The 21,857-nt window shown below is 45.2% G+C and carries 17 protein-coding genes; 8 read left to right on the top strand and 9 right to left on the bottom strand.

Features of this window, described 5'->3' with window-relative positions:
* Nucleotides 1-85: 85 nt before the first annotated feature.
* The 4 genes from MKX36_RS09005 to MKX36_RS08990 form a co-directional block, all read right to left on the bottom strand.
* On the bottom strand, nucleotides 86-547 hold the full coding sequence (locus tag MKX36_RS09005; protein WP_013309820.1) for a MarR family winged helix-turn-helix transcriptional regulator: 462 nt from the start codon (nucleotides 545-547) through the stop codon (nucleotides 86-88).
* Nucleotides 548-744: 197 nt separating this feature from the next.
* On the bottom strand, nucleotides 745-1,194 hold the full coding sequence (locus MKX36_RS09000; RefSeq protein ID WP_330720433.1) for a VanZ family protein: 450 nt from the start codon (nucleotides 1,192-1,194) through the stop codon (nucleotides 745-747).
* Nucleotides 1,194-1,862 carry a ribose-5-phosphate isomerase RpiA gene (rpiA, locus tag MKX36_RS08995; protein WP_016819237.1) on the bottom strand — a complete coding sequence of 223 codons (669 nt, stop codon included), beginning with the start codon at nucleotides 1,860-1,862 and terminating at the stop codon, nucleotides 1,194-1,196. Before rpiA ends, MKX36_RS09000 begins: the two co-directional genes overlap by 1 nt.
* Nucleotides 1,863-1,922: 60 nt before the next feature.
* The gene (locus tag MKX36_RS08990; protein WP_340864560.1) at nucleotides 1,923-2,393 is read right to left on the bottom strand and encodes a GNAT family N-acetyltransferase; all 471 of its coding nucleotides are present in this window, start codon (nucleotides 2,391-2,393) and stop codon (nucleotides 1,923-1,925) included.
* A gap of 467 nt (nucleotides 2,394-2,860) precedes the next feature.
* On the opposite strand from MKX36_RS08990, the gene MKX36_RS08985 reads away from it, so the two are divergent.
* From MKX36_RS08985 to MKX36_RS08975, 3 genes are all read left to right on the top strand, one after another.
* Entirely contained in the window at nucleotides 2,861-4,630 is a 1,770-nt protein-coding gene (locus MKX36_RS08985; protein ID WP_016819213.1) for a methyl-accepting chemotaxis protein, read from the top strand.
* Between the two features lie 144 nt (nucleotides 4,631-4,774).
* Complete coding sequence (locus MKX36_RS08980) at nucleotides 4,775-8,470, top strand: non-ribosomal peptide synthetase family protein (RefSeq protein WP_340864559.1); 3,696 nt, start codon at nucleotides 4,775-4,777, stop codon at nucleotides 8,468-8,470.
* 118 nt (nucleotides 8,471-8,588) lie between these two features.
* Nucleotides 8,589-9,587 carry a polysaccharide deacetylase family protein gene (locus MKX36_RS08975; protein ID WP_016819211.1) on the top strand — a complete coding sequence of 333 codons (999 nt, stop codon included), beginning with the start codon at nucleotides 8,589-8,591 and terminating at the stop codon, nucleotides 9,585-9,587.
* Between the two features lie 87 nt (nucleotides 9,588-9,674).
* Here MKX36_RS08975 and MKX36_RS08970 read toward each other — a convergent pair whose 3' ends face one another.
* Both MKX36_RS08970 and MKX36_RS08965 read right to left on the bottom strand, forming a co-directional pair.
* Entirely contained in the window at nucleotides 9,675-10,295 is a 621-nt protein-coding gene (locus MKX36_RS08970; protein WP_340864558.1) for a TraX family protein, read from the bottom strand.
* A gap of 22 nt (nucleotides 10,296-10,317) precedes the next feature.
* On the bottom strand, nucleotides 10,318-11,028 hold the full coding sequence (locus tag MKX36_RS08965) for a CBS domain-containing protein (protein WP_017425779.1): 711 nt from the start codon (nucleotides 11,026-11,028) through the stop codon (nucleotides 10,318-10,320).
* 184 nt (nucleotides 11,029-11,212) lie between these two features.
* On the opposite strand from MKX36_RS08965, the gene fsa reads away from it, so the two are divergent.
* From fsa to MKX36_RS08950, 3 genes are all read left to right on the top strand, one after another.
* The gene (gene fsa / locus MKX36_RS08960; RefSeq protein ID WP_013370592.1) at nucleotides 11,213-11,860 is read left to right on the top strand and encodes a fructose-6-phosphate aldolase; all 648 of its coding nucleotides are present in this window, start codon (nucleotides 11,213-11,215) and stop codon (nucleotides 11,858-11,860) included.
* A 233-nt stretch (nucleotides 11,861-12,093) separates the two neighbouring features.
* A complete protein-coding gene (locus MKX36_RS08955) occupies nucleotides 12,094-12,549 on the top strand; it encodes a MarR family winged helix-turn-helix transcriptional regulator (RefSeq protein ID WP_025364621.1) in 456 nt (151 codons plus the stop codon).
* Nucleotide 12,550: 1 nt separating this feature from the next.
* The gene (locus MKX36_RS08950; RefSeq protein ID WP_016819207.1) at nucleotides 12,551-13,750 is read left to right on the top strand and encodes an MFS transporter; all 1,200 of its coding nucleotides are present in this window, start codon (nucleotides 12,551-12,553) and stop codon (nucleotides 13,748-13,750) included.
* A gap of 118 nt (nucleotides 13,751-13,868) precedes the next feature.
* On the opposite strand, the gene MKX36_RS08945 is transcribed toward MKX36_RS08950, so the two are convergent.
* Nucleotides 13,869-15,185: an MFS transporter gene (locus MKX36_RS08945; RefSeq protein ID WP_016819206.1), complete on the bottom strand. Its 1,317-nt coding sequence runs from the start codon at nucleotides 15,183-15,185 to the stop codon at nucleotides 13,869-13,871.
* Nucleotides 15,186-15,275: 90 nt separating this feature from the next.
* Complete coding sequence (locus MKX36_RS08940) at nucleotides 15,276-16,994, bottom strand: methyl-accepting chemotaxis protein (protein WP_016819205.1); 1,719 nt, start codon at nucleotides 16,992-16,994, stop codon at nucleotides 15,276-15,278.
* Nucleotides 16,995-17,270: 276 nt separating this feature from the next.
* Here MKX36_RS08940 and MKX36_RS08935 point away from each other — a divergent pair, with 276 nt between their 5' ends.
* Complete coding sequence (locus tag MKX36_RS08935) at nucleotides 17,271-18,224, top strand: serine hydrolase domain-containing protein (protein WP_016819204.1); 954 nt, start codon at nucleotides 17,271-17,273, stop codon at nucleotides 18,222-18,224.
* A 145-nt stretch (nucleotides 18,225-18,369) separates the two neighbouring features.
* Here MKX36_RS08935 and yicI read toward each other — a convergent pair whose 3' ends face one another.
* Nucleotides 18,370-20,694 (bottom strand): alpha-xylosidase, encoded by a 2,325-nt coding sequence (gene yicI, locus MKX36_RS08930; RefSeq protein WP_016819203.1) that lies wholly within the window; start codon nucleotides 20,692-20,694, stop codon nucleotides 18,370-18,372.
* Nucleotides 20,695-20,875: 181 nt separating this feature from the next.
* On the opposite strand from yicI, the gene MKX36_RS08925 reads away from it, so the two are divergent.
* Nucleotides 20,876-21,805, top strand: coding sequence for a helix-turn-helix transcriptional regulator (locus MKX36_RS08925; RefSeq protein WP_016819202.1), 930 nt, complete (start codon nucleotides 20,876-20,878; stop codon nucleotides 21,803-21,805).
* Nucleotides 21,806-21,857 lie beyond the last annotated feature (52 nt).

Genomic DNA, 21,857 nt, shown 5'->3' with positions numbered 1-21,857 from the left:
CCACTGCCCAAAATTAGACAAAAAAATAAAATACCGAAAAGTCGGTATTTTATCTTAAAGCTGATTTAACCAGAAAATGCAACACTTATGATCCGTTACTCTTCTGTCCCTCAGCTGTTAGTCCAAGCTTTTTTAGCAGATGAATAGCCTGCTCCTTCTCTTCCACGGATAAGCCATCCACAGTCTCCATAATAACACGATGATGCTGCGGGAATATTTGCTCAAAAAAATGACGTCCATCATCAGTTAATTCTGCATAAATTACACGCCGATCATCTTGTGACGCACGGCGGGTAAGCAGGTTTTTTTTCTGGAGTTTATCCACCACATACGTAATATTCCCGCTGGAGATCAGTACCTTTTCTCCAATCTTCTGCAAAGGCTGCGGTCCGCGATAATACAAAAGGTCAAGCACACCAAATTCAGTTGTATTTAATCCATGACTATGAATGTCCCGATTCGTGCGAGACGTGACCGAATTATAGGCACGAGCCAGAACAACGAACAAATTAAGCGCTAAGTCCTGATCATCTGGTTTTACAGACATATTAACAGCCTCCGTTACTCATATCTTTATTCCAAGATATCTTAATTGCGTACTTTTGTCAAGTTTAAGCGCTTCCCTTCCTGCTTTTACAGTCTGTATTGAAGGAATTACCATCTATTATGCGAAAGTTGCCGTTCATTATGTAAAAAAGCCTGCCCTCGACCAGTCATTAAATACTGATATCGAGAGCAGGGCGATTATGATTCAATTCTTAATTTCTTACGTAAAAATACGTAGGCAACACGTCCGCATATTACTCCCAGTACATTCAGTATGATGTCATCCACATCCATCGTACCTGCGCCCAGCAGCATTTGGGTTACTTCGAGAATGACCAATGCGGCCACCACCACTAACAGCAGCCTGCCTACCCTTCGCATAGATACCCAAATGATCGGCAAAAGAATACCGAAGGGAATGAACACACCAATATTCCCAAGCAAATTAACACCCCATACCCGAAAAGGGGAAGAATGCATGGCCCGCCAGTATCGCCCGATCGTATCCAAGGGAACAACATTATATGAATAGGGAGGTCCTGGCCGCAGCGTGCGACCAAAACCGAGAAACATCCAATATAATAGAAGCCCTGTATATAATATCAATAACACGAATGCTACATTATAAAACAGACGGTTACCAGACATTATTTATTCCGTACGTCAATTTGTCCATTAGCTCGTGCGATAATAACTTGATCCGCCATGTTAATGAACAGTCCATTATCGACTACACCCGGAATCTGATTCAAGCGAATTTCCAGTTCCTGCGGGTTCTCGATCGTACCATAGCGGCAATCGGCAATATAATTTCCGTTATCCGTAAGGAAGCGCTCGCCGTCTTTCATACGCCATTCCGCTTTACAGCCTGTCTGCCGCAGAGCCTCTAACGTCCATTCACTGGCAAAAGGTACCACCTCGACTGGCAAAGGGAATGCGCCCAGTACCTTCACATCCTTGGACTCATCCACAATAATGATTAATCGATCGGTATTGCTTTCCACAATTTTCTCTCTCAGCAGAGCACCGCCTCCACCTTTTACCAATACCAGTTGCTCATTCACCTCATCTGCACCGTCAATGGTAACGTCAAGCCTCCCAATCTGATCAAACGGAATGATGGGAATTCCCAGCTCCCTGGCCTGATCCTCCGAGGCTTGGGATGTAGCTACAGCCTGTATATGTAATCCTTGTGCCACACGCTCTCCGATTTTTTGAATAGCCCAATAGGCTGTCGAGCCTGTACCAAGTCCTACTTTCATACCTTCCTGAATCGCCTCAACTGCTTTTTCGGCCGCTTTTTGCTTCAAATTCATTATCATCTCTCCCGCTATATAGGCTAGTGTTGATCAACATCTATTTTATATGAGAACGCTTTATAAAGACAGAGACAGCTTTTTACCATAACAAAGACTATTTTCATCGTGTTCATACTCCCCAAATCGTTCAATAGGTTCGTATCCCTGCTTGGTATAGAAGGCAATTGCTTCAGGTTGAGCTGCTCCAGTCTCTAGATTAATCCTTACTACTCCCCGCTTTCTGGCTTCCTCTTCCAGAAAAGATAATAGGCTAACTGCAATTCCTTGTCTGCGATAAGAGGAATCGACATAAAATCTTTTAAGCTCCATCTCTTCCGTATCTATAGGCCTAAGCCCTCCGCAAGCAACTGGTTTTCCATCCATATACACAACAGCGAAAATCATATTTTTAACTTTCGGGTTGGAAAAATCCACCAAGTAAATTTGATCGGCAGGATACCTTTCCAACAAGTCTTCATCCAGCCTACGAATCAAATCATGCAGATCCGCATGATCGCTCTCAACCTTTAAAATCGTAAACCTCGACACTTTTCTCATCCCTCTTCTCTATGCATAGATACATGGACTCATTTCGCGAACAAATCACGAAAACCGCGATAAATCAAGCATTCGCGGCTTCAAATATGAAAAATGTCCCAAATTGATAAGTGCATTTGACTCTATTATAAAGTATGATGGTTTCTGTTGAATAGTTGCTTATGGACTGAAATGAACTCGAATTTCAAGCAGGAGTATAAATTGGAAAATACTGAAATACACACAACCTTTACCTATTAAAAATTAATTTTTTATTGCGTTAGGTATTCATTTCATGAGCTTTTTGTACGACATATATATAGGGATATCATACTTGTCTAAAAAAGACTTAAGACCTATTTTGAAAAAATCAAGGGTCAATTATCTCTATTTATTGTGTTTGTAAGGGGGACTTGATTATCTCATTCGATAAGCGGTTCAACACCATATACAAAAATACTACCAGGGAGTGGAACATTTTGAAAAAGTGGAGTAGCTTATCATTCTTCACCAAAAACTTATTATTATCCTTCTTCAATATCGTATTGATCGGGCTAGTCCTTATTGTGTCTAGCTATTTGATCCAACGTACGATTTTGATTGACCAATTGCATGGGCAAGTGGAAAAAATCACATTGAAGTGGGCGCAGGGCATTAATTCCGATGAAGTATCCCAAGCGGTTCAAGAAAAAAATTATGATGGACCCATTCAAACCAAACTTCGTACCTATCTTGATAACATCATGGCAACGAACCCGAATATCTCTCACGCCTATATTTTCGGAACAGAGCTGGAAAATGGCAATCAGACATCTATTGTCGCCATGCCAACAGATCTGAGAGAATCATTTGAAAAAGATAAAATGGGTGTCGGCGCTATGTACGAGCAACCCAATGTCGTAGCAGTAGGCGTAACTAGCATGCTGGACTCCGGCAAACCTACATTCACCAGTTTTTACGATGACTCTTTTGGTACATGGACGACTTTGATGACGCCGATTAAAGATCCTAGTGGCAAAATCTTTGCCTATTTTGCTGTCGATGCTGATGCCGGTGCTGTACCTGCCGGATTGACCAAGCTGCTCATTAGCGGCGCCACCATTTTGGTGATATTCCTACTGATCTGCCTGGCGCTTCAATATTGGGTAGTAAAACGCACACTATCTCCGATTAAGCAACTGATGTACGGTATCAGTGAAGTAAGCAGAGGAAATCTGGATGTTCAAATTCATGCTGGCCAAGATGACTTGGGGCTCGTGAATCAGAACTTCAACGATATGGTAAGCCATATTAACAGCATTATGACCAAAGTGAAGCAGACTACTGATGAAGTCAATGAATCTGCGAAGGAATTACTCGCAATCTGTGAGCAAAACGGAATCAATTCCAACATCATCAACCAAAATATCAATGAAATTACGGATAATATCCGTTCACAGGAAAAAGCGACAGGCGATAGTGCACGAGCTATGGCTGAAATGGCATCAGTCATTCAAAATATTGCTACAAGTTCTTCCAATGTGGCGGAAGAAGCCAATTCGGTAGAGAAGCGTTCGAATGAAGGTAACGAGATTGTAGATAAGGTATCATCCCAAATGCATTTGATTACCGATTCAGTAACTAATACTTCCCGTATCATCAAGTTGCTAGACAGCCGTTCACAGGAAATTGGCAATATCATTAGCACCATTTCAGGAATTTCTAGCCAAACGAACCTGCTCGCCCTGAACGCTTCTATTGAAGCTGCGCGTGTCGGTGAAGAAGGTAAAGGCTTTGCCGTTGTGGCCAATGAAGTACGTAAGCTGGCAGAACAATCTGCGGAGGCAACTAAACAAATTACGTCTCTGATTGAAGAAATTCAAAGTGAAATCGGACAAGCTGTGAATTCGATGGAGCAAGGGAACGTTGAAGTTCAAAACGGTATCGTCGTTGCTGGACAAGCAGGCGAGTTGTTCAATGACATTCTTCAAGCAACTAAAAATCTAGCATGGCAAATCCAAGAAGTATCCAGTGCTACTGAGCAAATATCTGCGGGGACACAGGAAATGACCGCGACAGCAGACGATCTTTCCTCCACCGTAACCAAAACAGCCAATAACAGTGTTCACATTATGCAAACGGTAGAGGAACAAAAAGCCTCTTTGGATTCTATCATTGAGTCATCCCATAAGTTGACGTCCATGTCTGAAGAGCTTCAAGAAATTACATCTTATTTCAAAATTGCAGACACAAACCGTACCAAATCATAATATCCATTTATCGATTTCAATGCATATTTCATAAGTAAGTCGTTCGGTGATGCCTCCCTCCTGTTCATCCATTTGAAGGGATCGGAGGCATTTATTAGCTTCATTACTTATATTGAAACATCAAACATTCAGGAGGTTAGCGTAATGGCTTCATTACTACAAAACAGCACACAGACAGCTCCATCCCCATTCCTAGTTCCCTTGGATTTTGCACGTATACAGCGCAAGTATACATCCTCTACTTATCAAGTAGAGTTAGAAACATCCATCTCGGAACAACTGAATCAACAAAACACTGCGGAAGACAAACAAGCAGTGCTCTTATCAGCGTATACTGCATGGTTATATCGTCTATCCGCAGAGGAAGAAGTTTCTTTCTCTACTTTTGTGCCTCAATCCGGTCTGCTTACAGCATCGTTGACAGTGGAAAAGGAGACGACTTTTCATGAACTGGCAAGCTTATTTCAGGAGATGCTCCGTGAGCCTAATGCATTCCTGGCAGAACCGCAAGCTGATACTTCATTTTCAACAACACTTCCTACAGACAGCGGTGTAGAATCCCGTATTATGGACTGGGCTGTTCGTGATAACAATGGCACTTATCAATTACAGATTCGGTATGATCAATCACTCTTGCTGGAAACAACGGTGGTTCGCTACGCAGAATACTTTGCAACCCTTCTGCGAGGCGCGCTCAACAACAGCCATGCACTTGTAAATTCCATTGACATATTATCGGACGCAGATCGAGCTGCTCACGAAGCTTTAAATGATACCGTCGTAAAATATCCTGAGCATCAGACGATTCACGGAATGTTTGAAGAAGCGGCTTCCCAGTACCCTGATCGTCCAGCTATTGCTTCCCATACTGGGGAGTATACGTACCGTGAATTGAACGAGCGTGCTAACCAAGTCGCACGTGTTTTGTTATCCAAAGGTCTCACCAAAGGTGAATTCGTGACCATCTTCATGGAACGAAGCTTGGAGACCGTTATTTCCCTGCTCGGCATCCTAAAAGCCGGAGGCGTGTACGTTCCTGTTGATCCCGCTCACCCTGCTGACCGGAGTAGCTACATTGTCGAGGACACGCGTTCTCCATTTGTCTTAACAACTTCCGCACTCACCCAACAAGCGGCTGAACTATGCGGGTCCATTGAAACCGTAAAAGAAATATTAGCTATTGACGGACCACTGGCAGGTTATGCAGCAAGCAATCCAAACGTTGAAGTAAGTCCAGATGATCTAGCTTATGTCATCTACACCTCCGGTTCTACAGGCAAACCAAAAGGTGCCCTGATCGCTCACCGCGGTGTCGTTAACCTAGGAGCTGTCGTACAACGCGATTGTGACATTACGCCTCAGGATGTATTGACCCAATTCGCCACCTATAGCTTCGATGCTTCTGTATGGGATACGATTGGAGCCTTGTTTTACGGTGCAAAATTGTACTTGCTGTCTTCCGAAGAGCGCGTATCTGTGGAAGAATTCGCTGAAGCCATCGAACGTACGGGCACGACGATTATTACCATTTTGCCAACTGTATTCTTTAATCAGCTATCGACGTACCTGTCAGATGAAGGTTATCGCAAGCTCGCAAATGTTCGAATTGTTACTGTAGCAGGCGAAGCACTGTATGGCTCACAAGTTCGGGCGTTCCAAAGCAAATTCGGTACAGACACAGACATCGTCAACGTATACGGACCAACCGAATGCACCGTAGCGACGACGACCCATCGGGTCCGCGGTGCCGTCCCTGAACATGTCGTTAATATCCCGATCGGCAAGCCGATTTACAATTACAAAGTGTACATCGTTAACGACGATAACAAGCTTTGCCCAGTCAATATTCCGGGTGAAGTATGTATTGCTACGCCTGCGTTGGCCCACGGCTATCTCCATCAGCCGGAGCGTACAGCCCAATCGTTCGTGGACAATCCTTTTGTCCCAGGTGAAAAAATGTACCGTTCAGGTGATATTGCCAAGCTGCTGCCAGACGGTACGATTGAATACGTAAGCCGGAAGGACTCGCAGCTCAAAATTCGGGGGAACCGGATTGAAATAGGAGAAATTGAAGACCATTTCTCCAAACATCCAGGTGTTCAGGACGTAGCTGTTGTCGCCGTCAAAGATCACACAGATCAGAACATGTTAGTGGGCTATTTCACCACTTCGGACGGACAGTCCATTCCACAGGACGTTATACAGTCTTATATTGGAGGCAAGCTGCCTTCCTATTTTGTACCAACCCATGTCATTCACCTGGAAGCTATGCCTATTTCACCAACTGGCAAGATCGATCGTAAAAAGTTGGCTCTGCGCCCACTTCCTGAAGTGTCTGATCTTACGTCCGGCGGGGAACCTCTCCGTAAAGGAACTGAAACACTCATTGCCGAAGCATGGACACAAGTGCTTGGTAAACATAACATTGGCGCGACTGACGATTTCTTCCTGATCGGAGGCGATTCGCTTCGTGTCATTCATGTGCTGGCTATTTTGAAGCCGCGTTATGGCGCGCTGCGTATTGGAGACTTCTTCCGCTACAAAACTGTTCGTGAGCTTGCTGAATACGTGGAGCAATTAGGTACAGAACAAGCGCCGCAGCGCAAGTCACTCGCGATTTCTCAGGAGAAAACAGATTTGAATGAACATCCTATTGAGTTGCCTGGTGCTTCAGATTTAGCTGAAATCCGCGACTTGCGCGTGATTTTGTTAACCGGAGCCACAGGATATCTGGGTTCACACATTCTGTATGACCTGCTCCACCGGACAGAAGCCAAAGTATACGCAATGGTACGACCTTCTCAGGACGGTCCATCTGGCTTTGAGCGTATTCAATCCGTTTTGACAGGATATTTTGGTCAAGATATCTCCAGCTTGATGGAAGGACGGGTGAAGGCTATCTATGGCGATTTAGAGCAAGCGGATCTGGGTCTCTCTTCTGTCGATCGCCATATGCTAGAGCACCACATCGACGGTATCATTCACAGCGCCGCTGACGTTCGCCATTTTGGTGATTCGGCAACCTTCGATCGCACGAATGTCACCGGAACATTGGAACTGCTAAAAATCGCTCAAGCTAAGCCAGGAGTCTCCTTCCATCATGTTTCCACTATGGGAATACCGGAGGATCTTGCAAACGAAGGAAAATGGGAATCGACATTAGAGCTCTCTGCCTTCCCAGATGAACTGAACGTGGACAACCTGTACACGAACAGTAAACTTGCGGCAGAGAAGCTATTGTTCCAAGCAGCTCAAGCAGGTACACCTGTCTCGATCTACCGTGCGGGTAATTTGACAGCCCATTCGGCCAACGGACGCTTCCAGCGTAATATCGACAGCAATGCTTATTATCGTATGATGAAGGCGATGCTGCTGCTGGGCAAAGCTCCACAGGCCGATTGGCATACAGACTTTACACCAATTGATTACGCCAGCCGTGCGATCGTAGAACTGTCTGTCAAGCAAAAAAGTGCAAATCGTATTTTCCATATCTGTAATCCGAACCCATTGCCATATGATGAATTGATCGCAATGGTAAACCAGCTCGGCTACGCAGTAGAAACGCTGCCTTTTGACGATTACAGCGCTTGGCTGCTGAATCCGTCTTCTGGCATTCAGGAAGATGCACTTCACCTTGCTATGGGACAACTCGAAGGTGATGGTGCCAAGGATTCAGCTTACCGTTACGGCTGCTCTGTAACCACAGCTCTGCTGGAACAAGCTGGCGTACAGTGTCCGGTAACCAACCTGGAGTTTATTCGCAATATGATCCAGCATGCGGTCGAGATCGGTTACTTCCCGGCCTCATCTTCGGTATCTGTACAAGCAACACAGAGGTAACAAAGTTGTGATATTTCCCCCGCGTGTTTTCGGTATGATAGACTAGATTTTGCTAGTTTCATATTTAGTATAAACCTCTATACTTTCAGAATTTTTTGCATGCGGGGGATGTCATTCAATGAAACACACTTTTTTAAAAAGAACATTGCTCATCATAAGCTTGGTAGCTATTCTCGGGATTTTGGTGCATGAAGCACGTAACATTTATCACACACCTGTAGTCAAAGGAACTCATCGTACACGCACTGCTAATGCAGATCGACTGGTACGCCATTTATTTTCACTGACGCCTACCCCAGATAAGGTATATTACCAAAACAAAGTAATTGTCCTGATGTATCATGAAGTAACCAAGACTCCACCTGATCCCGGTGCTCTCAAGCTTAGTAATTTAACGAAACAATTGGACGAAATGAAAGCAAATGGCTTCCATTGGATCACCATGAAAGAGTATACGGATTTTATTTTACATAAAGGCAAGGTTCCCGCTAATGCGGTCCTTATGACATTTGACGATGGTTATGAATCCTTCTATACGGACACTTTTCCCGTGTTGAAGAAGTATCATGTTCCGGCTACCAATTTTCTCATTACATCCACAATCAGCAATCCTAAACATATTGGTATACCCAAGCTGACATGGGATCAAATTCATCAGATGCATGCAGAGGGCATTGATTTTTACAATCATACCAATGACCAGCATGCTTACGGATACTCCAACACAAAGCGCACCAAACAAAAACCACTTCTGATGGGCCCGGTGTATTCGAAAAAGCTGGGGCGAATGGAAACCGAGGACGAGTTCAAACAGCGGGTTTATACCGATTTGGACCTGGCTGACAAGAAGCTGTTTAAACATTTACACAATGATCAGAATGTACTGGCCTTCCCTTATGGTGGGTATACCAAGGAGACGTTGGAAATTTGCCGCTCCTTGGGAATTGACGTTACGTTTACGGTGAAACGAGGAATTAACTCACCAGGGCAAACGAACGGCTATCGCGTCAATGCAGGAGGAATACACAATATTCCCGAAGTATTGGTGCAATATATGAAAGAAGGGGCTCCACTTCGCCCACTTCCTTTTGCCCAAGGTCCCAACAAAGTATCCTGAACAGCATAGTATATTTAGGATAAAAAGAACCTTTACAACCACTATAAGTCGTGGTTGTAAAGGTTCTTTTGTTGTATGGATTCGAGTTCAGGGCCAGATACGAATTAGCGCAATAACAGCCAGATGTACGGGATAAAAGCTGCGCCACAACCAACGCGGTACCCGACGATAAAATCCGCTCTCCCCTGTGGCAAAACATACAATCAGAATACTGGACAGCAGACTAAAGTGCTGAATATTCGCATGGTGTACCATATCATACACAACATTCAAAACAAAATGGGCAGCAATCATCATATATGAACGGGTGTATCGATAGATGAGAACAAGCAGCAGACCATAGGCTCCGTAATCCATCTGGCTGAGCTCCATGAACAGGGCTGTGAGGACGTACAGACCCGATACAGCCACCCAATGCTTCATGCGAGATGCAGCAGCCAGCGCGAGCAACGACGCCAGTAGCGTCCAGATCACATTGGGTCTATGCACATCAAACGCCAACATGTAGGGCACCTGGGAGATCAGGGCCAGTCCGAGCAGGCGAAGCATGTAGCTCCGCATATTTCGGGTACGGGTATAGCCCATATAGAGGGCATACGCGTAGATTGGAAAAGCAAGCCTGCCGGCAATTCTCCAAGCCGGATCTGTCGGAAAAAACACAAGTCCGACATGGTCAATCAGCATCGTCAGCATGGCCAACCAGTACATATAAGGCCCCCTTATTCATGTTTTAGGTCTTTTCTTCCGTCAAATTCAGAATGGCGTTCATAATATCCGTTTTCGTAACCCGCCCTACTAGCCCCTGAATTGGAGCCGAGGAGGTACATGGCTCGTCCAAAACAGGAAGACAATTAATCTGATGCCGGATCAGTCTCGATATTGCTTCCAGTAAAGAATCTCCTGGAGCAAGCGTCGTCATTTGGGCCCGGCGGGTCATAGCCATGGTCACCGGGACAGTGTGAAGATCAGTATGTCCCAGCATGACTTTCAGCAAATCCTTGCGGGTAACGATACCAATGAGCTCCTGCTCCTCCCCCGTGACCATCAGAGTGCCTGTATTTTGCTGAAATAGCATTAACACCGCATCATAGGCGGTAGCATCACCTGATATCAAAATCGGGTCACTCAGTATATCTGCCACAGTCAGCTTTTTGAGCATACTGCCGATATGGCTATCATAGTTTGGATAACGCCCTGGCAAGTAGCCTACCTTTGGTTTGGCATCTACTAGCCCGAGCATAACGAGCAAAGCAAGGTCAGAACGCAAAGTCGGCCGCGATAGTCCCAGCTCTTCAGCAATTTTATCCCCTGTAACAGGCGCCAGACGCTGGACAATATCTACAATTTCCCGCTGTCTTTCTGACAGTTGAATAATGATTACCTCCTTATGGAATGGGGTAGTATACATTATTAATGAGCTTAGGTCGGTCAATTTCAGCATGTTTCGACAATTCATCAAATTTTAATCAAAGACCGCTTGTTTTCAAATTTAAAATGTGTCACAATTAAAAATGTAATACATACTAATTATAAGTTTAACGTGTGCAATATGCTACATTTAAATGAGCTAATGTACGCCATATGATATGTATTATGTACTATATAACCCTGAGGAGGAAAATCAAATGAAATTTTTCTTGGATACTGGTAACATTGAAGAAATCAAACGTATTGAACGTTTGGGTCTGGTTGATGGTGTAACAACGAACCCTTCCCTGATCGCTAAGGAAGGTCGAGTGTTCAAGGAAGTCATTCAGGAGATTTGCAGTATCGTTGAAGGTCCCGTAAGTGCTGAGGTAATTGGCCTGAAGGCTGAAGATATGCTCGCAGAAGCTTATGACATCGCAAAGTGGGCACCTAACGTGGTGATCAAGCTTCCTATGACCGAAGACGGTTTGTACGCTTGTAACGAGCTGACCAAGAACGGAATCAAAACGAATGTAACATTGATTTTCTCCGCAGCTCAAGGTTTGATGGCAGCCAAAGCTGGTGCTACTTTTATCAGCCCGTTTGTGGGACGTCTGGATGATATCGCCGTTGACGGCATGAAGCTGATCCGTGATCTGAGACAAATTTTGGACATTCATGGTTTGAAATCCGAAATCATCGCTGCTTCCATCCGCAACATTAAGCATGTAGAAGATGCTGCTCTATCTGGTGCACATATCGCCACCATTCCGGGTTCCCTGCTTCCTTCCCTGTGGAAACACCCACTGACAGACAGCGGTATCGAACGTTTCCTTAAGGATTGGGAAACCGTACCTAAAGCTTAATTCGCCAGTCATGGCAAACTATATTGTACTAAAACCCGAACAGCCCGTTTTTTACGGGCTGTTTTTTTGCTCTTTTTCCCGCATAGACAAGTAAAAGTAAAGTGGAAAAGGAATGTATGTTTACAAAACGCTGCACAACTTCTTTTGACAAAACAACTTGTTGTCCATATAATTGTTATAACAACTAATTAATTTCAAAGTATCCTGTGCGGAAAATTAGAAAGGAGTGTCATATGAATAATTTGCCTCCCGATTGCTCTATTGGGATGTTGCTTGGAATCACCCATCGCAAAATGAGTCAACAGCTCTCGCATCGGCTTAAACCTTATGATATTTCCCCAGAGCAATGGTCGGTTCTGTACCAAATCTATCAGGCCGAGGGTTTAAATCAGAAAGAAATTGCAGCTAAGGCTGTAAAGGACCAGCCCACCACGACTCGTATTATTGATTTGTTGGACAAGAAGGGCTGGGTACAGCGTGTGAACAGCCCACAGGATCGCCGGGCTTATTTGCTTCATTTGACTGAAGCAGGCCGACAGCTTGTGAAGGAGACTCTCCCCGTCGAACGAGATGCCAACCACGATTTTGTAAAAGGAATTTCCTCTGCAGATCTGAAGCAATTCCGCCAAACGCTTTTACAAATTCATATCAACATGACTGAATCAGAAAAACAAGGAGAGAACGATTAATATGCAACAAGGCAAGCAACCTCTTTGGACCAAGGAATTTATCGTTCTTACGGTTTCCAATTTATTTTTGTTTCTGGAACTACAGATGATTGTATCTTCCATTCCTTCCTATGTGAAAAATGCATTCCATGCTACCTCCGTGCAGGTCAGTCTTGTTACGACTTTGTTCGCATTAAGTGCAATTGTCGCAAGACTTTTTTCTGCCCGTATGCTGGAAAAAGGACATCGCAGCGCCCTGATCTTCGTTGGACTGCTGTTTGCATTAGCAGGAACGTTGGGATACAGTGTTTCACCGACAATTGCGGTACTCCTGCTCATGCGTATGCTGTTTGGGATTGGCTTTGGTATGAGCAGCACTGCCTTTCCAACAATGGTCACTGACGTCATCCCTCCCAAACGTCTCGGTGAAGGAATGGGATTTTTTAGTCTGTCCACTAGTTTAGCCATGTCTATTGGGCCAACCATCGGTATTTCGATGCTGCAATACGGCAGTTTTAACCTGCTTGCCTATTCGACATCTGCTGTCATTGTTGTCATTTTCCCTCTAGCCTACTGGCTCATTCGCACACTGCCTAAGGGGCATGTCGAACCACCTATGGTCCCTTTGGAGGAAGGGCGCAAACCGGCATTCAACCGTAAATTGTGGATTCCCGCCTTGTTGAACATGTTGATGTCTATCACATATGGCGGGTTGCTCGGTTTTATGGCGCTCTATGGAGATGAAGCTAATCTGGCGCACCCGGCTTACTTTTTCCTGTTTAATGCGGTATCTGTACTGATCGTGCGCCCCTTCTCGGGCCGTATATATGACAAAAAAGGGGCAAAGGCACTGCTCATCCCTGGTTCCCTGTTTCTCATTGGTGGTCTGATTCTGCTTTCCTACGCACACAGTGACGCCTTTATGTATCTGTCTGCTCTTTGCTACGGTATCGGGTTTGGTGTTATGCAGCCAACCTTGCAAACCTGGATGATTCAGGTCGTGTCACCTAAACAGAGGGGCATGGCAAACGGTATGTTTCTCAATTCCCTCGATTTTGGAGTCGCAGCCGGAGCACTTATACTTGGCGTTATCGCCAAAGCCAGTGATTATGCATGGATGTATCGTCTTTCGTCGCTGTTTGTTGTGCTGTTCTTGCTGATTTACGTCATTCAGATTATCGCAAGCCGCAAGCCTAAAACAAATGTCCCTCTGGAGGGGTAAGACTATTCTTTAAAATGAGTATCCATCTATATTTGCTCAAATATCAAAAGCACCCGTTACCATGGCTTTACATGGAAAACGGGTGCTTTTTTTATTTCAAAGCTTTTTCAATTGCAATTTATTTATATTTCGCAGGAGTTTTGTGTCTTAGCTTAGAAGAAAGAGGCTTTTCTCGAGACACGTATGTCATTCCCTCAGTCTTATGGCTACGATCACTGGATTTGCCCCCTGCGGGTTCATCCTGCTCTGGCTTGACCGCAAATAGCATAAGCAGAGCCGCAATCCCCCCCACTGCGGCCATGACGCCAAAAAGCAGACCATGCCCACTGCTGCCGATCAGCAAGGATACAACCGGAGGGCCTAAAGATACTCCGACAAAGCGCATACTGCTGTACAAGGAAGTGATGGTTCCGCGCTCTTCTTTTTCAATTCCCTTAGTAATCAGTGCATCCAAACAAGGGAGTGCGAGCCCAATACCCCCGCCCCCTAGCGTAAACAGGCCAATCACAGCATAAATATGTTGAAAAAATCCGAGAATAGCAAAGCTGATCGTCAATATGGCCAAACCACCGAAACCGATCCATTTCATACGCTTTTTGTGCTTGCCAATAACCTTGCCACCTAAATAAGAGCACAGACAGAGGGAAATAAGCGGTATGGCCAGCACAAAGCCCTTCCAGACGCCATGGAGGTTGTAACGACTTTCCAGTATGTCGGATAAGTAGAACAAGACGCCAAAAATGACGAACATACAAATACCGCCCATAGCAAAAATAGCATAGAGCCAGCGTCCCTTTTCGGCAAGCACCTGCTTCACATTCCCCACAAATTCTCGAAACCTAATCGGTTGGTTTTTACGCTTGGGTACATGGATCAGCCAAATGACCAAAATAAGCGAAATCAGACAGAGGCCCGGAATCACTGCCAATGGCAAAAACCATAGTACAGCTCCCAGCGCAGCACCGAGAATCGGACTTAATACTTTACCGAATGTGTTGTAGGTCTCGACTACCCCCAGGTTCTTGCTGGCTTCATCCTCGTTCTCATACAGATCGCCCACAAGTGGAATGACTATAGGAAAAGCCCCCGCCGCTCCCGCGCCCTGAAGTAGACGACCTGCAATAATGGTCCAGTAAGCTGCCAGGTCATGTAGCAGCCATGCTCCAACCGCAGAAATGCCCCCTCCAATCACAGTCAGAATCAGACAGGGAACAATCACCGCTTTACGGCCAAAACGGTCGGATAGATAACCAGCAATCGGTATCAGTAAAATGGCCACCACCGCATACACTGTAATCAACATGCTAATCCGAAAGGAGCTTACATGTAGCTTACGTCCGATTTCCGGTAAAACCGGAATCAGCATGGAATTACCCAGCGTCATCATCAGCGGGATGGAACCTAATGCAACCAGATTCCCTTTATTTTGTTGCATCCCGTTACCACCTTTGCAAAAGTAATAACACAGCTGTCCAGATTCGTTCAACAGATGTTATTGTGTTTACATTGGTGGGAATTTATACGACTATACTTTAAAACCACCGACCCTTGCGTTTAGCAATTGCGACATATCCGCCAGAGTGTGAATGGACGATGCAATTTCCTCCATGGAAGCCAGTTGCTCTTCAGCCGCCGCACTGACGCTTTGGGTTCCTCCTGCCGTCTGCTCCGCTACTTCACGTATGCGTTCCGCCGCCTTCACCATTCGCTCTGATCCATCGGACATTTGTTCTACAGATCGATTAACACTGTGAATTTGCTCGCTGACCTGTTGAATGGAACTTCCAATCTGACGAAATGCAGTTTCAGCGGATTGCATGACCTTTACGCCAGATTGCACTTCAACTGTTCCAGACTGCATGGTGGAAGCGACATGCCCAACATGCTCCTGAATGTTTTGCACAAACTGTGTGATTTCTGCTGCTGAAACCGATACCTGCTCGGACAATCTTTTTACCTCAGAGGCCACAACAGCAAATCCTTTGCCCTGTTCTCCCGCTCTTGCCGCTTCAATGGATGCGTTAAGCGCCAGCATTCCAGTCTGTTTGGCAAATCCGGTAATAACAGATCCGATCATGCCAATCTGCTCCGCCTGTTCACTAAGTGAACGTACAGCACGTGCAGAGCTGTCTACACTTTCGCTTACCTTCTCCATCTGACGCATAGCCTGGCCAATAGATTGTTCCCCTGCTTCTGCATCTTTAGCGGCGGTATCAGACAATTCATATACCTGCTCGCTTGTGGCAGCAATCTGTTCCAGTTCGTAGGCAAGTTCTTTCATGGTATCTGTAGTTTGTGTAATATCATCGACCTGATGCTCCATGCCCGTCGCAAGCTCTTCCATTACACCGGAGGTATGACGATTGGCCTGATTCATTTCCTCAGTACTGACGTTAACACGCTCTGCGGTTACCGTTAATGTACGAGCCGTATCCTGAGCATCCACAATGATACTGCGGAACCCTTCAATAAGCTTGTTGTAGGAGCTCGCAATCATACCGATTTCGTCTTTGGACGTAATATCCAGTCGACTTCGCAAATCTCCTCCACCTTGAGACATTTGCAACAACTGCTCATTCATATGGTGTAATGGACGGATCGAACGAATCAAAACGATAGATTGAGCAATGCTGTAAATAATAACCAAAAGCCCTACAATGCTCGTAATCAAAGTTGTATTCGTCATCGTTTGGTGCGCCTGCTGTATTTTCACCGTTACCATATCTTCCTGCGCCTTGACAAATGCTACCACCTTGGTATCAAGTTGCTTACGCAAAACCCGTTCGTTTTCAAAATCATCGAGCAATTCAGAAAATGGAGGGAAAGCATCATCTCTTGTACTCTTATACCCCGCTGTAGTCAGTAGACTATGAACCTGATTCATATAGGTATTAATCCCTGTTTTGAGCTCAGTCATCTTCTTCTTTGTATCCTCATTACCTGTATTGAGTAGAGCTTCTGTCTCCTGTAGCAACTTTGCAACTTCACTCTGCTTGTTTCCGATCTCATTCCCATACTGTTCGTCACGAGTCAGCAAATATGCCCGCTCATCATTGGATATCCCGTTTAACAAAAATTGAAGAGACTTGGAGTTATACGCAATCGTCTCTTCACGATTCATAATATCTTTGTACTCGTTCTCACTATGTATACTTAAAATGTAATTGGTCAGCAGCATGGCAGCAATCACACTTGGGATCAGTATCGCGCTGAGAATCATTTTGGCCTTAATTGTTAAGTTCATGAATTGGTCCCCCAGTTGTTTCAAAATAAAATGTTCAACTTACTATATATCGTTTTATTGGTCTGTTTTTTTAAATGAAAGCGGAAAAGTGTATAGATTTTTAAATATATTTGTGTCTATTAAGTGAACATATATATGTTTTTTTATATCAAAAAACAAAAAAATTCAAATTAGGGAAAAAGATAAGAACTATTATCCGTTTGTACTTGTCGGATTTGGAAGGTTAAAAATGATATACTATGTAATGGTATGCTATAAGCCTCAAGGAGGATTTGCATGAAAATTCTGGAGCTCAAACCACTTATTCACGTGCTTAACAAGTTGGAAACCCGTAGCTGTCTTATTGAGCAGCAGGGAAACATGATCATGGATTACTACCGTGAACCTCAAATTGCCAACGAACTCTATAAAATAAATTCCTGTACCAAAAGTGTGATTTCCGCATTAGTTAGTATGGCTATGGATCAACAACTGGTACCCAAACCAGAGACACCGATCCTCGAATTTTTCCCCCAGCTGGCCAAAGATAGTGACCCTCGAAAGCGTGATATTACGATTGAACACCTGCTGACGATGTCTGCTGGCTTTAACTGGACGGAATTTGGGGGACAAAATTCTTTTCCTACCATGAGCAAAACGTCCGATTGGGTGCAATTTGTGCTTTCACAGCCATTATCGGATATACCAGGTACGCGAATGGAGTACAGCTCTGGCTGTTCTCAACTTTTGGCCACCTTGCTGCGTTCTGCCTCTGGACAAGCCGTTGCTGAATTTGCTGAGGAGCAATTATTCCAGCCACTCGGTATCGATAACTATCATTGGGAAACCGATCCGCAAGGCACTCACACCGGAGGCTTCGGGCTACATCTCAGACCGCTGGACATGCTCAAATTCGGGCGGCTTTATCTGAACGAAGGAAGCTGGGAAGGACGGCAGATCATCCAGACAGAGACCGTCCGATATTCGACTCGTCCATTTCTTCCAGCCTCCAAACCACAAAAAGCATATTACGGCTGTCACTGGTGGGCTTCTTCCTTTTCGGATGAGAGAGAAACAGGAACCGAAATAGACTATTTTTACGCACTCGGCTTTGGTGGGCAATATATTATTGTGGTCCCGTCCTATGACTTGGTAGTTGTCCTCACGGCTGATAAGTTTAAGAAGAAACAGAATCCTGTGGATATTTTCCGACAATACCTTGTACCACTACTACTTCAAGAGAATGCATAGGGAACAACATCAAGCTAGATTGAAGATATTTTCTATCAGATGCAACATTAAAAAGGGCCTGCCTGGTTTGTATCAGGCAAGCCCTTTTTTTTCGCAATATAATCGCTACATTATTAAACTATCCATTCACGGATGAACTCCTGGCCTATCCCAAGTGAATAGTGAGCACTTGCTGTCCGCTGGAGGCTGGTGTAATAATTACTCCCTGTTCTCCCGCCAGACTGCTGCCTTCCTCCACTTGAACAGCCTCATGGATACCGCGTAGTACTAACGACCACGGTTTAACGGCACCTTCTGCCTTCACCGTAATGACAGAATCCTTACGGCTGGCAGTAACCGTGAGCTCTTCTTCGCCTGATGTATTCACGATAACCGAATGAGCCTGTTGCCCTTCGCCGAGCTCAAACAAATGAAGCGTCACTTGATCTGCATAATCATAATTTGGACGACGATCCTCATGACCGATGGCCAACAATGTGTTTGGCTTCACGAGCACAGGTAAGGTTGTAAAATCATGATGCTCGTTGACCCAACGACCACCAGACACGATTTCATTCGTTAACAAATTCGTCCATTGTCCCTCGGGTACATAATAGGTTACATTGCCTTCTTTATTAAAGATCGGGGCTACCAAAATGGAATCCCCCAGCATGTATTGTAAATCCAGCGTTGCACAGGTTGGGTCCTGCGGGAATTCCAATACCATAGCCCGCATCATCGGCAGTCCCCTCACCGAGGATTCCACAGCAGAAGCATACAGGTGTGGCATCAGTGAGCACTTGAGTTTGGTAAAGCTGCGCACCACGTCGACTGACTCTTCGTCAAACAGCCAAGGAACACGGTATGACACATTTCCGTGTAGACGGCTATGGGAGGATAACAATCCAAACTGTACCCACCGTTTGTATAAGTCCGGCGCAGCCGTTAGTTCAAAGCCGCTAATATCATGGCTCCAAAAGCCAAAGCCACTCAAACCAAGCGATAATCCGCCCCGCAAGGACTCTGCCATCGACTCATACGTGGACGAGCAGTCTCCGCCCCAGTGAACTGGGAACTGTTGTCCCCCGGCTGTGGCAGAACGTGCAAATAATGCGGCTTCATTTTTGCCCAGCTTTTCCTCCAGCACATCAAACACAGCTTTGTTGTACAAATGCGTATAGTAATTGTGCATTTTCATTGGATCAGAGCCATCATAATAAACTACATCTGTTGGAATACGCTCACCAAAGTCGGTTTTGAAGCAATCCACGCCTTGATCGATCAGCACCTTCAGCTTATCCTGATACCAGGCAACTGCAGCCGGGTTCGTGAAGTCAACCAGCCCCATCCCCGCCTGCCACATGTCCCATTGCCACACGCTGCCATCAGCTGTTTTGACCAAATAGCCATTCTCCATACCTTCATCGAACAAAATGGACTTTTCTGCAATATACGGATTGATCCATGCGCAAATTTTGAGTCCCTTAGCCTTCAATCTCTGCAACATACCTTCTGGGTCTGGGAACATATCTTGATCCCACTGAAAATCGCACCATTGGTATTCCTTCATCCAGAAGCAGTCAAAATGGAATACCGAGAGTGGCAGATCCCGTTCAGCCATCCCGTCGACAAAATGGTTTACTGTCGCTTCATCATAATCGGTCGTAAACGAAGTGGTCAGCCACAAACCAAAGGTCCAGGCCGGTGGCAATGCAGGCTTGCCTGTCAGCTTGGTATAATTGTCCAGTACCTCCTTAGGATTAGCTCCACCAATAATAAAATACTCTAACGATTCGCCAGCAACGCTAAACTGTACCTTCGAAACGTTTTCCGATGCAATCTCGTAAGATACCTTTTCCGGATGATTGACGAATACACCGTACCCTTTATTGGATAAATAAAATGGAATGTTTTTGTATGCTTGTTCACTGCTGGTCCCGCCATCTTCATTCCAAATATCAACGACCTGACCATTTTTCACAAATGGAGTGAAACGCTCTCCAAGGCCGTATACGTACTCTCCCATACCCAGTTCCAGCTGCTCCCGGAAAAATGGCTGGTCCTGCGGGTCTGTAATATAGCCGGGTCCCCGATGCCCACTGCCCGTGACTTTACGATCCTTGACATAAAAGCCTACGTCCCAGCTCTTTCCACGACCGACTCGCACACTCAGATCGCCGCTCTTCAGCACTGCTACGTCCTCACCCACCGTAATATCCACCTCTGTCGGCAAGGTGTGAATTTCAAAATCTGGTCCATGATGCACCCGTCCCTTATGGTGGTTCAGACGCACCCGAATAACATTCGGCATGGGAGAGCTGTAGGTCGCTTTCAGTAACGCTCCATTTAGCGTATCCCCTTTGTGCTCGATCCGGTGGGTTGCTGCATATACCGTCATGGAAGCATCGTCCGTCACGATATCACGGATGTCAGCAGGATTTTGTATTTCATAGCCCTTGCGAACCAACCAATAGCCATCAGTAAATTTCATCTGTCTCTTCCTCCATCTCGACTTTTATATTCCTTGTTCCCAAATCGCTGATTGGATTTTTTCGAAATCCTTACTATAATAATATTGATTTATGTAAGGGTTTACTTCTTTTATTTTGACGTTTAGTATTAATATTTTGATGTTTTCTATATAAATCAGTGTGCCGAAAGGAATCAGTAAAATGCAAAGGGAAATGTTAAGAGAAAACCGTATTCACGGCAATCCCATGTATCCAGTCAGCGTATATCCGAGCGTAGAGCAATTGAACGGAAATAGTATATTGGAGTCCCATTGGCATGAGGAAATGGAGTTTATCGTAGTAGAACAGGGGAGCGCTATATTTCAGACGGATATGGTCTATACGGAGGTTAGCGAAGGTGAAGCCCTTTTTGTACACAGTGGCGAGCTTCACGCTGGTTATTTACAAAAAAGTCCTCGCTGTGTATTTTCTGCGGTGGTGTTTCACCCGGATATGCTGCACAGCCGCACGCAAGATACAGTTCAGACGCAGTTTATTGAACCATTTATCAATAAAAAACTCGTCCCTCCCCCTCACATTCGCGGTGTGCAGCCTTGGGAGCAGGAGCTATTGACCGCGTTGAAACGTATTATCACTAGCCATGAACAGAATGCGCCTGCCCGTGAACTGGCGACCAAGGCGCAGCTCTATAGCATAATTGCCTGCCTGTTCCCGCACATGACTCCGGCTAGCGGAGAGGACGTGGTTATGGCGAGTCAACGCAACAAGGTCGAACGGATCAAAAAAGCACTGGCGTACATCAACAGCCATGCGCATGAGCCCATTCGTTTGCGAGAGATCTCAGATGAGGTTGGGATGAGTGAGGGACATTTCTGTCGTTTCTTCAAGCAGATGGTGCAGAAAAGTCCGGTTGAATATATCAACTATCAGCGGATTCAGAAGGCTTGCAGGTTGCTAGAGCAAAGTGACCGCAAAGTAGTTGATATTGCGCTGGATGTGGGATTTGAAAATCTAAGCTATTTTATTGCAACCTTTAAAAAATGGAACGGTCTGACTCCTTCGCTATACCGCAAGCAGCACGAAGCAGATCAGGCGCTTGCTGTCCTTTCTATAACAGACGGAAATTTATGATTTTGTTTTGAATAGCTGCGCGTAAAGTTACAAAAAGAAAGAACGAACAGAA

The organism is Paenibacillus sp. FSL W8-0439, from assembly GCF_038008995.1.
Taxonomy (GTDB): Bacteria; Bacillota; Bacilli; order Paenibacillales; family Paenibacillaceae; genus Paenibacillus; species Paenibacillus polymyxa.
The sequence above is the reverse complement of the archived record's forward strand: the minus strand, read 5'-3'. Positions and strand labels throughout refer to the sequence as shown.

Bases quoted from the DNA above. Each gene is read 5' to 3' on its own strand.
- MKX36_RS09005 (WP_013309820.1), bottom strand. From the start codon at position 547: ATGTCTGTAAAACCAGATGATCAGGACTTAGCGCTTAATTTGTTCGTT.
- MKX36_RS09000 (WP_330720433.1), bottom strand. From the start codon at position 1,194: ATGTCTGGTAACCGTCTGTTTTATAATGTAGCATTCGTGTTATTGATA.
- rpiA (WP_016819237.1), bottom strand. From the start codon at position 1,862: ATGAATTTGAAGCAAAAAGCGGCCGAAAAAGCAGTTGAGGCGATTCAG.
- MKX36_RS08980 (WP_340864559.1), top strand. From the start codon at position 4,775: ATGGCTTCATTACTACAAAACAGCACACAGACAGCTCCATCCCCATTC.
- MKX36_RS08975 (WP_016819211.1), top strand. From the start codon at position 8,589: ATGAAACACACTTTTTTAAAAAGAACATTGCTCATCATAAGCTTGGTA.
- MKX36_RS08970 (WP_340864558.1), bottom strand. From the start codon at position 10,295: ATGTACTGGTTGGCCATGCTGACGATGCTGATTGACCATGTCGGACTT.
- MKX36_RS08965 (WP_017425779.1), bottom strand. From the start codon at position 11,028: ATGCTGAAATTGACCGACCTAAGCTCATTAATAATGTATACTACCCCA.
- fsa (WP_013370592.1), top strand. From the start codon at position 11,213: ATGAAATTTTTCTTGGATACTGGTAACATTGAAGAAATCAAACGTATT.
- MKX36_RS08955 (WP_025364621.1), top strand. From the start codon at position 12,094: ATGAATAATTTGCCTCCCGATTGCTCTATTGGGATGTTGCTTGGAATC.
- MKX36_RS08950 (WP_016819207.1), top strand. From the start codon at position 12,551: ATGCAACAAGGCAAGCAACCTCTTTGGACCAAGGAATTTATCGTTCTT.
- MKX36_RS08945 (WP_016819206.1), bottom strand. From the start codon at position 15,185: ATGCAACAAAATAAAGGGAATCTGGTTGCATTAGGTTCCATCCCGCTG.
- MKX36_RS08940 (WP_016819205.1), bottom strand. From the start codon at position 16,994: ATGAACTTAACAATTAAGGCCAAAATGATTCTCAGCGCGATACTGATC.
- MKX36_RS08935 (WP_016819204.1), top strand. From the start codon at position 17,271: ATGAAAATTCTGGAGCTCAAACCACTTATTCACGTGCTTAACAAGTTG.
- yicI (WP_016819203.1), bottom strand. From the start codon at position 20,694: ATGAAATTTACTGATGGCTATTGGTTGGTTCGCAAGGGCTATGAAATA.
- MKX36_RS08925 (WP_016819202.1), top strand. From the start codon at position 20,876: ATGCAAAGGGAAATGTTAAGAGAAAACCGTATTCACGGCAATCCCATG.